We start from the raw sequence: 13,182 nt of genomic DNA, 5'->3' as shown, positions 1-13,182 counted from the left end.
AAAAGGTTTACCGGATTCGTTTACATTAAGAAATTTTTGGTGAATACACCACTCGTAAAATTTTACGACATGTCTCATGTATAGAGATGCTGTAGAGAACTGGATTCGTCCTAACCTTGCGTTTGTCAGTAGGTCATCGTTTCTAAATCTATAGGTAGGTCTTAAATATTTAGCGGTCGGAAATATATCCCAAGATAACGAGTTTTCCTCCATGAAATTAAAGTAGCGCTTTAAAGCACGAACCGTCGAGTTTAAATCTTTCGACTTTCTGTAGTTGACTAAATAATTTATCCAAAGATTTACGGGAGTGATGTATTTGTGGTTTGAAGAATAAAATGTAGGAATTCCTTCAAGCCTAATCTGCTCACTATTGGGTACCGAAAGGGGGAGTACAGAGAAAGGCTTGGATTGAATGACATAGGTCATGTACTACCCCGAATTAGCATTGAGAATTGCTTAAGGGTAGTACATTTTCCAGAAAGTGCTCAGCTACAGTCTAACATTCCAGAACGCGATCTACATAGTAACAAACTCTTCTGCACTGGTAGGATGAATGGCTACACACGCATCAAAGTCAGCTTTGGTCGCCCCCATTTTTATGGCAACGGCGAAGCCTTGCAGAATTTCATCCATGCCGTGCCCAATACCGTGAAGGCCTACCACTTTTTCGTCTTTACCCGCGCATACCAGCTTCATCTTGGTCATTTGACGGTGGCGGGTTACCGCGGTGTACATAGACGCAAAACTAGAGGTGTACACTTTAACGTTGTCTTCACCGTATTCTTCAATAGCTTCTGGCTCTGTTAGGCCAATAGTGCCAATGGGTGGATGACTAAACACAACGGTTGGAATCATTGAATAATCCATGTGAGCGTCTTTTTTGCCGTTGAATAAGCGTTCGCTTAGCAAGCGACCTGCTTTAACTGCCACTGGAGTAAGCTCTGCTTCACCGGTAATATCACCAACCGCGTAGACATTCTTTGCCGTGGTGTTTTGATATTTGTCGACCTTAACCGTGCCGTTGTCGTTCAGTTCAACGTCGGTATTTTCAATATCAATTTTGTCGGTAGAGGGTTTACGGCCAATCGCCCAAATCAAGCAGTCAGCTTTTAACACTTCGCCATTGGTTAAGTGTACTGATAGCTCGCCATCTTCAGCTTTTTCCACTTTCTCTACGCTAGCATGGTCGTGCAATTTGCAACCTTCAGCGTGGATCATATCCACTAAGGTTTCGTGAATAATAGGGTCGAAATTTCTAAGCGGAGCGTGTTTGCGAACTACCAGATGCGATTCTGTGCCAAGAGCGTGTAGTACGCCGGCTAATTCCACTCCAATGTAGCCTGCGCCAACCACGACAGCGCGCTTCGGCTGCTCTTTTAAGGCAAAGAAACCATCAGAATCAATACCGTACTCAGCACCTTCAATATCTGGGATGATTGGGCGGCCGCCTACAGCAATCGTAATATGATCAGCCGTGTACTTTTCGCCGTTGACTTCTACTGTGTTGTTATCGATAAACTTCGCGAAACCGCGAATTAAGGTAACGTCATTTGCGGTAAGAGCGCGGTCGTAAGAAGCATGAATACGCTCAATATAAGCCTGGCGGCTGGCAATTAGGCTGTCCCAGCTAAAGTGATTTACCGACAAATCGAACCCGTATTCAGGTGCATAGCGATGTATCGCTTCAGCCACCTGTGCTCCGTACCACATGGCTTTTTTAGGCACGCAGCCAACGTTCACGCAAGTACCGCCAATATCTTTCGCTTCAATGATGGCGGCCTTCTTTCCATGTTTAGCTGCACGGTTTGCAGATGCGATACCACCGCTGCCACCGCCAATACATATATAATCAAAATGTGTCATTCAAAAAGCCTTCTTTGTCGGTTAGGCGAACGTAAACGATAAGCATAAATGCCTTCGGAAGGTTCGCACAGCAAATCATTCTCTATCGGTCTTGTCATAAAGAGTAATCAAAAGACCGAGATTTGCTTTAGGGAATTTCATTTAGTTTATCAATGGGGACAGTGCAGCCTAATTAAAAGGCTAAGACAAAGCGAAGCATATTCATGCATCGCTCATCCTGCTTTCAGCACGTAATCTTTAAAGCTTATTCACTTATAGTAGCAGAAAGCTCTTCTGGTTCTATTTGAATACTAAACGCTTTTCCACGTTCTTCTTCAAAGTGTACGAGTTTTTGAATGGTGGCATCACTAAACACATGTCCCTCGGGAAGGATAAGGATGTGACTATCGTTATACAAATTTTGGGCTAGTACCATGCCTGCTTTGAGCTGCGAGGCTTTCAATGATGTAGAAAGCAGTTTAGATGTCGTTACATCTTCTGCTTCGAGCAACAGGTCCAAAAATTCACCGTCATAGCGGGTGTTTCTGTGCTTTTTCATTTCTAGTTTGGCATCGCGAGGGCTCATTTCGATGCCGCTCATTCTGCCAGTTACTAAGCGCCAGTAATCTCGGGCTATGGCCAAGATACGCGCGCCAGCAGGTATTTCTTTTGCAACTTTGTTATACAAGCCTGAGCCATTATAGTGCTCGAACTGAAATTCAATAATGTCAGAAACTTGATGTAGTTCGTGAGCCGGAGCAAGTATTAACGCAGCCTGCTTGGTTTGCGATAGATAGTTTTGCTGCTGTTGATATTTAAGCTTTGAAAATGGCGCCTTAAAATCTTCGCTTTCAAGCCCTAGTAACCCAAGCTCGCAGATAAGGCCAGCATAACGCACCTGTTTGATTTCTTCTTTCTCTAACCGAGCAATACGCGCCAGCTTTGATGCCAACTCGCTAACCTCAATGGCAAACTTACCATTAATGTCAGGGTTAATGCTTATCACGTTGAACAGCACCTGCTCCATTGCAAGGTTGTGTTTTTCGATTTTATTTAGCGCCGCTTTTATTTGGCGCGTGCGCTTTTGAACCACTTGTTCTAGTGAGGCATTTACGTCGCGTAGCTTTTTATTTTGCAGTCGTGTTAGTTTTTGTAGACGAAGGTTTTCCGCCTTTAACTTAACTCGCTCTAAGCCTTCTTCTACAACAGCGATAAGCTCTTGGTTGTCCCATGGCTTTTGCAGGTAACGGTGTATCTTGCCTTGGTTTACAGCTTTAATTGTTGACTCAATGTCGGCATAGCCAGTGAGCACAACTCTAAAAGTCTCGGGATAATTGATAGCGACCTGTTCGAGTAATTCCGCACCTGACATCTGCGGCATTTTCATGTCAGAAATAACTACATGAACATCGTGTTTACTCATTAGATCTAACGCTTTGGCACCACTATCAGCAAGCAGTAAGGTGATGTCCATAGTGAACAGCGCACGCTTAATAGCGCGAAGGATATTCGGCTCGTCGTCGACAAATAGAACCGTGTAGGTCGTGGCTTGTTCTGTAGTAGGCTCTGTCATAAATTATTATCCTTATAAGCGACGTTACAACTATTACACGCAATGCTGCTTGTTAACACTATTAGTTGCTTCATCCTTCGCTCTCTAATGTTTTGTCTGAGTGTGAAACAAGGGGGAGCGCTAACGTAAATATGCTTCCTTCTCCCTCTTTGCTGGTGGCTGAGAGCGTGCCGCCATGCTCTTGAGCAATGCCAAACGAAATTGAAAGACCTAAGCCAGTGCCTTGCCCTTCAGGTTTAGTTGTAAAAAATGGATTGAAGAGTTTGTCTAAATGACTTGATGGAATACCGCAGCCAGTGTCTTCTACACGAAGCTCGACAAACTTGCCCGCAGTACAGGTGGTAATAGTTACCTTACCGTTCTTACCCGTGCTCTCTATCGCCTGCCCCGCGTTAATGAGTAAGTTGGTAACAACTTGAGAAACCTTGCCTACATTCATGGCAACGTCAGGGACTTTGCCCAAATGCGTTTCAACAGTACAAATATACTTTAATTGGTTGTTCACCATGGCAAGGGTAGTGCGTACACAATCATTAATGTTGTGCTGCTGCATGTGGTCACTGTCTACACGAGAGAATAGCTTTAACCCTTTTACAATTTCAGCAACCCGACTTAAACCGTCTCTCGAATCGCTGAGAAGGTCGGTGATATCTTCATTGATAAACGCCATATCTTGATTAGCTAACATTTTTTCTAGTTCTGATAAGGCAGAAGCACGCTTACCCTCGTCTTGCTCATTAAGCACCGCGTTAATTTGTGAGAATATCATTTGGTAGGTAGCAACGTACTCGCTTAAGGTGGATATGTTGCTGCTGACAAAACCGACAGGATTGTTAATTTCATGGGCGACCCCCGCTGCTAGCTGGCCAACTGACGCCATTTTCTCAGCTTGAAGTAGTTGTACCTGGGTCTCTTTTAGATCTTTATTGGCCTCTTGGAGTTGATAGTTTTTCTGATGCAGCAATGCGGTTCTATCCTGAACCTTTTCTTCAAGTAGCGTGTTAAGCTCTTTAAGCTCATCTTGCGCGTATTGACGCTGCGCATGTTCTTCCTTTAAACGCTCAACCAGTTGATTAAATGCCTCTGCCAGTTCGCTTAACTCATCAGTGCCGCGCACGGGAACAAAAACATCTTGATAGCTGTTGTTTTTCACTGCATCACCTAAACGTTTAGCGCCTTCGTGTAATTGATGAAGTTGCGACATCAGGTAAGAACCGAGTAAGTAAGAGCACAATCCGACCAAAATAAATTCTAGAAAAGCCAGTGTAACTGTCCAGTTTCTCACCCTTGACACAGATTCAGTTACTGAAGCAATGTTAAGTCCAATCTCTACATAGCCGTACAAAGTCCTGTTTACCATGATGGGGGCTCGGGTGTCGTAAATACCATCATCAGCGTCTGAAACACTTGTGTCGGCAGTAAAAGGCCGGTTTAGTGCGTTGGTGTTACCCTTTTCTACGAAAACTCTGCCTAATTTGTCTTTAACTTTGACGTAAGCAATATTGGGGTTGGTAAGGATTTCTGAAACGTCGGCATCTAGAGCTGCAAGGTCGTAGCTTAAAAAGGCATTTTTTGTCGTCGAAACAAAAAGGGCAACCGTGGTGTCGGCTGACTTTTTTATGTTACTGTCGACAAGGTCATTAAGTAGCTGAAACACCGTCACAATGAGCACTAGCAGCAAAAGCGCTGCTATTGATGCGATGCCTGTTATTGTTTTTATACGCAACGACAGTTTCATACGAGTCTACTCATAAATGCGGCCTCGATAGCGACGCTATTCCCAATGCTCTCACGTCGTCCCAATCACTGTCGTTTGACGCTATAAAGCCGTTAAATCCAATACCTTTTAAAATCCAAGACTTACTTGTGTCATTCGACAAAGCAAGTAATGCATTAAGAATAGCTTGTCTGTCAGCGAGTGCCATATTTGGATGGGTTGCGATAGCATGAGGCGTATAACCTTTGCTCTTCCAAAGGACACGTAATTCTTGTTTAACGTCGTCAGGTGAACTGTTAAGCGTACGGACAATGCCACCCCCAGCATTGAAAAAGCCCCGTTGTACTGCGAGGTACACAGAGTCATGAGAATTGACGTAGCGCGGTACAAAAGCAATGCTTTTCATCCGCAAGTGAGCGCTTGTGATAATTGTGGCAGCAAACGCAGCTGGCGCTGGGAAGGCTACTTCAGTACCGCTTAAGTCATCCAGAGAGCGTATGGGGCTGTCTTTATGTACAACAAGTAAGCCGCGAATTTCTTTATCGCGTTGGCGCGCAAGCGCGCGGTATCCCGCAGATTCATTAAAGACCACAAAGTGGTAGGGGTTCATGTAGGCAATATTATATTTGCCGTCGGCGAGATTAGCCTCGAAGGTGGGAATGTCTTTTGCAGTTTTAAAATCAATCTTAAAACCGGTGTAATTGCTCACATAGTCGATTAAGGGTTGCCATGTTTCAGCCATTTTCTTGGCAGACTGCTGAGGTACAACAGCAAAAGTAAGGGGTTTAGCATTTGTCGGTAATGCGCAAACACCAGCAAGCAAACTTAAAAGAGCCAATCGCGATAACCAGGCCATAATGTCACTCCCTTCAAATCGATTTACATCGACATAAACTGCTCAAGGACCATTGTTAAGTCATGATTTGAGAACGGCTTTTGTAAGGTGGCATCAGCCCCTATCTCAAGCGCGCGCTCCAAGCTAATTTCATCGAGTGCCGATATGACCACAATTTTGAGATCTTTATATTTACTCTGATCTCGCGTGAATTCGATAACGCTGTAACCGTCCATGCCTGGCATACTTAAATCGAGGGTCATTACTTTGGGCTCGTATTGGCTTAGCATAATCCCCGCTTGGAAGCCGCCTGTAGCGATATACGACTCATAACCCGCCCGTCTGGCCACGCGCTGAATAGACTTGGCAACTGGCATTTCATCGTCAACAATTAATATTGAGGGCGTGGCAATGCCTTTCAATGAATCGGGAATTGGCATGTCGTGTCGTTCAAGAAAGGCGACAAAATCTTCTACTAATACTCTGTTGTTTCCACGCCCAGGAAGTTTGAAGCCTTTCAGCTTACCGCTTTCGATCCATCGAATTACGGTGCGCAGATTTACATCGCAATACGAGGCTATTTCGCCTGAGGTCAACGTTTTCATATCTATGCCTTGTAGATTTATTAATCGAAATTATAGACGCTGAACAGCGAAGGGACAAAGTAGACAAAAGGATGAAATGTGACATTTGTGACAGCGCTTGGCGGAGGCGGCTGTGTTGTTCAGTTTTTATGAGGGGCATTAAGAAAAACGGTGCAGCGGCATTCATTGAATTCGTAAATATAGGCAATAATCATGATCCATGCACGTTAACGGCTAGTAAGTTCAAAATAGGTCAACAGTGGCTAAAACAATAGCTTGCTTTTAATCAGCGAAGCCCCATCATTATTCTATCAAAGTGTTAAGAGTGAAAAAGATTATGACAACCCCTGCAATTGAAATGGTAGATGGTCTACCAATTTTTTCTGCTATTGAACCTGCCTCTATTAAGCCTGCAATTGAAAAAGCCATTGCGGCGTGCAAAAGCGAAATAGATGAGGTCGTGGCGTCGAAAGATTACTCTTACAAAAATCTAGTGCTGCGCCTTGAAGAGGTCGATGATCGTTTAAGCAAAATGTTCTCGCCGGTTTCTCATATGAATAGCGTGGTGAGCAGCGATGAATTGCGTGAAGCTCACGATGCGTGTTTGCCATTACTATCTGAGTATGGGACTTGGGTAGGCCAGCACGAAGGCCTTTACAATGCTTATGCTTCCCTCAAAGCGTCTGACGAATTTGCGACCTTAAGCGAAGAGCAGCAGAAAGTGATAGAAAACGCCGTTCGCGATTTCACATTGTCAGGTGTAGCGCTTCCCGCAGAGCAAAAGAAGCGTTTTGCAGAGATTCAGGCAAAGCTTAGCGAGCTATCGTCAACCTTTTCCAACAATGTGATGGACGCCACTATGGGCTGGACTAAACACATTACCGATGAAGTTGAACTTGCCGGTATGCCAGAGTCAGCCCTTGAAGCAGCGGCGCAAGCTGCGCACCAAAAAGACTTACAAGGCTGGTTGTTTACGTTAGACATTCCGTCTTATTTGCCAGTCATGCTTTACGCCGATAATCGCGAACTTCGCGAAAAAATGTATCGCGCCTATGCAACGAAAGCGTCTGATCAAGGCCCTAATGCGGGTAAGTGGGATAACACCGATATAATCAAAGAAATCTTAACGCTGCGTACTGAACTGGCTGAATTGTTAGGTTTTTCAAGTTATGCAGAGCGTTCACTAGCGACTAAAATGGCGGATTCTACCGATCAGGTCATCGGTTTCTTGCGTGATTTGGCGGCTAAGTCTAAGCCTCAGGCAGAGAAAGAGCTTGAAGAAGTACGAGCGTACGCGAAAGACAAGCATGGTGTCAGCGAGCTAGCGGCATGGGATTTACCGTATTACAGCGAGAAACTGAAACAGGAAAAGTACACGATTTCTGATGAAATGCTTCGCCCTTATTTCCCCGAAGATAAAGTGCTGTCTGGTTTATTCGAGGTTGTACATCGCCTGTACGGCTTAAAAATTATTGAGCAGCCTGGCATCGATACGTGGCATAGCGATGTACGTTACTTCACCATTACTGACGATGCCGATGTGATGCGCGGCAGCTTTTACCTAGACTTGTACGCACGAGCTAAAAAGCGTGGCGGCGCGTGGATGGATGAATGTCGCGTACGTCGTGAAAAAATGAATGGCGAATTGCAGCTACCCGTTGCGTACCTTACCTGTAATTTCAACGCACCTGTAGGGGATAAGCCTGCGCTATTTACCCATGATGAAGTGGTGACCATGTTTCATGAGTTTGGTCATGGGATTCATCACATGCTTACTAAAATGCGCGTAGCCGGTGTATCTGGTATTAACGGTGTGCCATGGGATGCGGTTGAACTGCCAAGTCAGTTTTTAGAAAACTGGTGCTGGGAAGAAGACGCACTTAATTTTATCTCTGGTCACTATGAAACTGGCGAACCGCTTCCTGCTGATTTACTGGAGCGTATGCTTGCTGCACGGGATTACCAGTCAGCGATGCAGATGGTACGCCAGCTTGAATTCAGTCTTTTCGATTTCTTACTGCATAGCGAAAAGGGCAGTGAGGTAGACGTACAGGGCACATTGGATAAAGTGCGTGAAGAGGTGGCCGTGGTCATCCCTCCATCGTTTAACCGTTTCCAAAACGGCTTTGGTCACATATTTGCTGGTGGATACGCAGCGGGCTATTACAGCTATAAGTGGGCAGAGGTGCTTTCTGCCGACGCGTACAGCAAGTTTGAAGAGGATGGCATCTTTAACCGCGATACGGGCAAAGCGTTCTTAGAAAACATTTTAGAAATGGGCGGTAGTAAGCCTCCTATGGACTTGTTTGTTGCTTTTAGAGGGCGCGAGCCCCAAGTTGACGCTTTGCTTCGTCACAGCGGTATTAAAGGCTAGGCACACATGAAAGAGTCTAAGTTAGAGTCTTTTCAATCTATCTACCGCCGAGCGTGCGAGCGCAAAGGCGGTGAAAGGGTGCTTGAAGCCATGCTCCAAGCGCCACTTTCTAAAGCGCAAATTGAAGCAATTCCTGACGACCGCTTTTTAGCGGCGATGACCAAAAAAGTGTTCCAGTCGGGCTTCGTGTGGCGAGTTATTGAGCAAAAGTGGCCCGACTTTGAAACCGTATTTTTCGGGTTCGACATTGATAAAGTGTTGTTGATGCCTGATGAAATGCTAGAGCAAAAAGCGTCAGATAAGCGCATTGTTCGCAACTATAAAAAAGTGATGACAGTGCGTGACAATGCCATGATGATCAAAGACGTAGCCCTGGAGCACGGTAGCTTTGGTAAGTTCGTAGCAGGCTTTGAAAAAGACAATATCACTGAGCTTTGGGCGTTTTTGAAAAAACGCGGTGCGCGATTAGGCGGTAACACCGGCCCCTACATGCTTCGTGCACTAGGCATAGACACGTTTTTATTCTCACGTGACGTGGAAGATTACTTGCGAAAGAATGAAATTATCGACGGTGGCTTAACCTCGAAAAAGTCGCTGTCGGCGGCCAATGCGGCATTTGCGCAATGGCATGAGGAAAGCGGCCGTTCTTTGCAAGAGATCAGTGCCATTGTTGCCTTTAGCTGGGGCACAAACAATCAGGTAGCGTAGAGCAAGCTGCTTTAGTCTTCTAAACAAGCGAGCTTGTGCCTTGCAGGCTCCGCTTTTGTAAAGGTCAAAGGCTTGATTTACATCAGGAGACAGTCAGGCATAAAGCTTTTGCTTGAGCACACAATCCTATACACTTCGGCATTAATAAAAATATTCAAATTACAGGACTGTCATGAGCGACAATCAAACTCCCGCTACGCAAGCAGACTCTGCAATCGACAATGCTACTGAGCATACAACGCACTTTGGTTTCAAACAGGTGGATAAAGGGCAAAAAGCCTCTTTAGTTGCTAATGTTTTTGACTCTGTTGCAGCAAAGTACGACGTAATGAACGATCTTATGTCGATGGGAGTGCATCGTTTATGGAAGCGTTTCACAATAGACTGCAGCGGTGTTCGCGCTGGCAATAAAGTATTGGATATTGCCGGTGGTACTGGCGATCTAACCGCTAAGTTCTCTCGCTTGGTAGGTCCTACAGGGCGCGTAACCCTTGCCGATATCAACTTGTCTATGCTGAAAGTAGGCCGTGATAAGCTTCGCGATCGCGGCTTGGTAAGCAACATCGATTATGTGCAAGCTGACGCGGAAGCACTGCCTTTCCCCGACAACCATTTTGATGTGGTGACCATGGCATTCGGCCTTCGCAACGTAACGGAAAAGCAAAACGCGCTTAATTCTATTTTTCGCGTGTTAAAACCAGGCGGCCGTTTACTGGTATTAGAATTTTCTAAGCCTACGTCAGAGCAGCTCAGCAAACTTTACGATATGTACTCGTTTCACATTTTGCCAAAAATGGGTCAGCTAGTGGCGAACGATGCAGAAAGCTACCAATACCTTGCGGAAAGCATACGTATGCACCCAGATCAAGAAACCTTGAAGGGGATGTTCGAGCTGGCTGGCTTTGAGCAATGTGATTACCAAAACCTGACTGGCGGTATTGTAGCGCTACATAGAGGTTATAAGTTTTAATGCCTACTTCTGCGCTGGTTACCGCAACGGCTGAATCGGTTTTAAACAAGTTGCTGTCTTTAGACGAAGACAGCGAAGTAAGGCTAAAAGCGCTTGCTGGCGCCAGGCTTACCGCGTTCATTTCGCCGCTTCCTTATGGTATTACGCTGTCGTTTTCTGACCGTATTGACGTACTCAGCGAACAAGGCTCGTTTGAAGACGCCGTCGCGTCCCTTGGGCCGAAAGACTGTTGTATTAAAACGTCGCTACAAACCTTGCCAGAGTTAAAAGAAACCAGCCAGTTGACTCGTCTTATTCAGCAAAAGGCCCTCTTTTTGGAAGGAGAGCTCAATGTTGCTCAGCAGGTCAGTGCCTTGTTTCAGCAGCTCGATATTGACATTGAAGAGTTGCTGGCACAAAAGACTAACGATGTTATTGCCCATCAGACTGTGAAAACGGTGAAATCCGTGCATGAGAAGTCGATGTCAGCGCTAGCGTCCATGGCGAAGGTATTCGGCAACGCCGTAGTAGAAGAAAAGCAGCTTGCTGCACACAAGCTGGCGGTTATGCACTTTAGTGACGAAGTTAATGCGCTTCGCGATCGAGCAGAAAGTGCCGATGCGAGACTGCGCCGCCTAGAAGAAAAATTTAAGTAAGATTGAGAGAAACAGGCTCATAAATGCGTATTGTTAGGTTATACCGAATTAACAAGGTATTGTTGGAACACGGCTTAGACGAACTTATTCCAGCAAAGTGGTTACCCTGGTACGCGCGGGCTATGCGTCATACCATTTTTTGGGTGCGAAACAAGCACAAGGGCAAGTCAGCCGGCGAGCGTATTACCCTTGCACTACAAAACCTTGGGCCTGTTTTTATTAAATTCGGCCAGATGCTCTCTACCCGCCGAGACTTGCTTCCCCCTGCCATTGCTAACGAACTTGCCCGTTTACAAGACAAAGTTCCGCCGTTTTCATCTGACGCTGCACAAGACATTATCAAGCAAGCGTTGGGGCTTTCTGATTTAAGCGAATTATTCAGTGAATTTGAAAAAGCGCCGCTGGCGTCTGCCTCTATAGCCCAAGTTCACGCGGCAAAGTTGAAGCATAACAACGAAGACGTCGTGGTAAAGGTATTGCGCCCAGATATTCGCGATACCATCGTGGCGGACATGGAGCTTTTATTTAGCTTGGCTAACGTGCTTCAACGCTGGCTTCCTGACGGCAAACGGCTGCGTCCTGTCGAAGTGGTTGTGGAATACCGCAAGACCATTGTTGATGAGCTTGATTTACTGCGTGAATCTGCAAATGGTATTCAGTTAGGGCGGAACTTTGAAGGCTCAGACGCCTTATACGTACCTAAAATTTACAGTGACTACTGTCGCAGCAATGTGTTGGTTATGGAGCGTATTTACGGTCTGCCAATTTCAAATATAGACGCATTACTTACCCAAAATACCAATATGAAAAAATTGGCCGAGCGCGGTGTGGAAGTATTCTTCACTCAGGTATTTCGCGACAGTTTTTTCCATGCAGACATGCACCCGGGCAATATCTTTGTTTCTACCGAACACCCTGAAAACCCCAAATATATCGCTATCGATTTTGGCATTGTGGGTACGCTCAATCGTGAAGATAAGCGCTATCTGGCTGAGAACTTTATTGCCTTCTTCAACCGCGACTATCGCAAAGTCGCCCAGCTTCACGCCGACTCAGGCTGGGTACCGCAAGATACCAATATCGATGAGTTCGAGATGGCTATTCGCACGGTATGCGAACCTATATTTCAAAAGCCACTTGCTGAAATTTCCTTTGGCAACGTGCTGCTGCAGCTATTTAATACGGCACGTCGTTTCAATATGGTCGTGCAGCCACAGCTTGTGCTACTGCAAAAAACATTGCTGTATATCGAAGGCTTAGGCCGTCAGTTGTATCCTCAGCTCGACCTTTGGAAAACCGCTAAGCCGTTTCTTGAAAACTGGATGAAAGAGCAGATTGGCTTTACCGCCATGATGGGGAAGGTGAAAGACAATTTACCTTTCTGGTCTGAAAAACTACCTGAAATGCCAGACCTGCTGTACGACAGTTTACAGCAAATGAAGCGCTTGCCATTGCAACAACAAAGGGCCCATTTGGCACTGCTCCAAGAGCAAAAGAAAACAACTCAGACCACTCATTTAAGCGTAGTGGGCGCCACTTTTGTGTTAATGACAGCAATACTGCCAATGTACGATTTATCATGGTATTTCCCTGCAAGTACAGGCGTAATTGGCGCAATTTGCTGGTATTTAGCCTGGCGGAAAGGGCATTAATTTTTGTTACGCTGCGGTGAAATATTTATGAAATCCGTAGTTTATCAATTAATTTGTATATTAATCGTCCCGAAGAGTGTTATAGTGGCTTTGGCTTTAAGCCAAAGTCTTTAAAGAGACGCGATTTTGTATTATTTGCTATATGTTAAACCACTCGAGTTACCCGGTAATTTGTTGTAAGTTGTTTGTCCATTCGTAAGTAAGACCCAATACTCCGCCAATTTAAAGACTCTAAAGAACTTAGTTACACGCGCTTATGCGCAATTTAATACGATATTTGAGGTCTATACGA

General features: G+C 45.3%; 10 protein-coding genes. 5 read left to right on the top strand and 5 right to left on the bottom strand.

Annotation, left to right across the window (positions count from 1 at the left end; genetic code table 11):
* Positions 1-516 precede the first annotated feature (516 nt).
* From gorA to ACFI6L_RS14970, 5 genes are all read right to left on the bottom strand, one after another.
* Positions 517-1,863, bottom strand: coding sequence for a glutathione-disulfide reductase (gorA, locus tag ACFI6L_RS14990; RefSeq protein WP_462574327.1), 1,347 nt, complete (start codon positions 1,861-1,863; stop codon positions 517-519).
* A gap of 244 nt (positions 1,864-2,107) precedes the next feature.
* Positions 2,108-3,415 (bottom strand): response regulator c-di-GMP phosphodiesterase, NosR family, encoded by a 1,308-nt coding sequence (gene nosR, locus ACFI6L_RS14985; RefSeq protein ID WP_014977555.1) that lies wholly within the window; start codon positions 3,413-3,415, stop codon positions 2,108-2,110.
* 70 nt (positions 3,416-3,485) lie between these two features.
* Positions 3,486-5,153: a HAMP domain-containing sensor histidine kinase gene (locus ACFI6L_RS14980; RefSeq protein ID WP_049586758.1), complete on the bottom strand. Its 1,668-nt coding sequence runs from the start codon at positions 5,151-5,153 to the stop codon at positions 3,486-3,488.
* Positions 5,154-5,163: 10 nt separating this feature from the next.
* The gene (locus tag ACFI6L_RS14975; protein ID WP_156078908.1) at positions 5,164-5,988 is read right to left on the bottom strand and encodes a phosphate/phosphite/phosphonate ABC transporter substrate-binding protein; all 825 of its coding nucleotides are present in this window, start codon (positions 5,986-5,988) and stop codon (positions 5,164-5,166) included.
* Positions 5,989-6,011: 23 nt separating this feature from the next.
* The gene (locus ACFI6L_RS14970) at positions 6,012-6,572 is read right to left on the bottom strand and encodes a response regulator (RefSeq protein ID WP_014977552.1); all 561 of its coding nucleotides are present in this window, start codon (positions 6,570-6,572) and stop codon (positions 6,012-6,014) included.
* Between the two features lie 316 nt (positions 6,573-6,888).
* Between ACFI6L_RS14970 and prlC the strand changes: the two genes are divergently transcribed.
* The 5 genes from prlC (at position 6,889) to ubiB (ending at position 12,890) form a co-directional block, all read left to right on the top strand.
* Positions 6,889-8,925, top strand: coding sequence for a M3 family metallopeptidase (gene prlC / locus ACFI6L_RS14965; RefSeq protein ID WP_462574326.1), 2,037 nt, complete (start codon positions 6,889-6,891; stop codon positions 8,923-8,925).
* Positions 8,926-8,931: 6 nt separating this feature from the next.
* Complete coding sequence (locus ACFI6L_RS14960; RefSeq protein ID WP_462574325.1) at positions 8,932-9,633, top strand: DNA-3-methyladenine glycosylase I; 702 nt, start codon at positions 8,932-8,934, stop codon at positions 9,631-9,633.
* Between the two features lie 172 nt (positions 9,634-9,805).
* A complete protein-coding gene (gene ubiE, locus ACFI6L_RS14955) occupies positions 9,806-10,603 on the top strand; it encodes a bifunctional demethylmenaquinone methyltransferase/2-methoxy-6-polyprenyl-1,4-benzoquinol methylase UbiE (RefSeq protein WP_069945054.1) in 798 nt (265 codons plus the stop codon).
* Complete coding sequence (locus ACFI6L_RS14950; protein WP_014977549.1) at positions 10,603-11,238, top strand: ubiquinone biosynthesis accessory factor UbiJ; 636 nt, start codon at positions 10,603-10,605, stop codon at positions 11,236-11,238. Before ubiE ends, ACFI6L_RS14950 begins: the two co-directional genes overlap by 1 nt.
* Before the next feature lie 23 nt (positions 11,239-11,261).
* The gene (gene ubiB / locus ACFI6L_RS14945) at positions 11,262-12,890 is read left to right on the top strand and encodes a ubiquinone biosynthesis regulatory protein kinase UbiB (protein ID WP_014950939.1); all 1,629 of its coding nucleotides are present in this window, start codon (positions 11,262-11,264) and stop codon (positions 12,888-12,890) included.
* The last annotated feature ends 292 nt before the right edge of the window (positions 12,891-13,182 follow it).

Source organism: Alteromonas sp. G4i35 (assembly GCF_054960375.1).
This window is presented reverse-complemented; position numbering and strand designations above follow the sequence as displayed.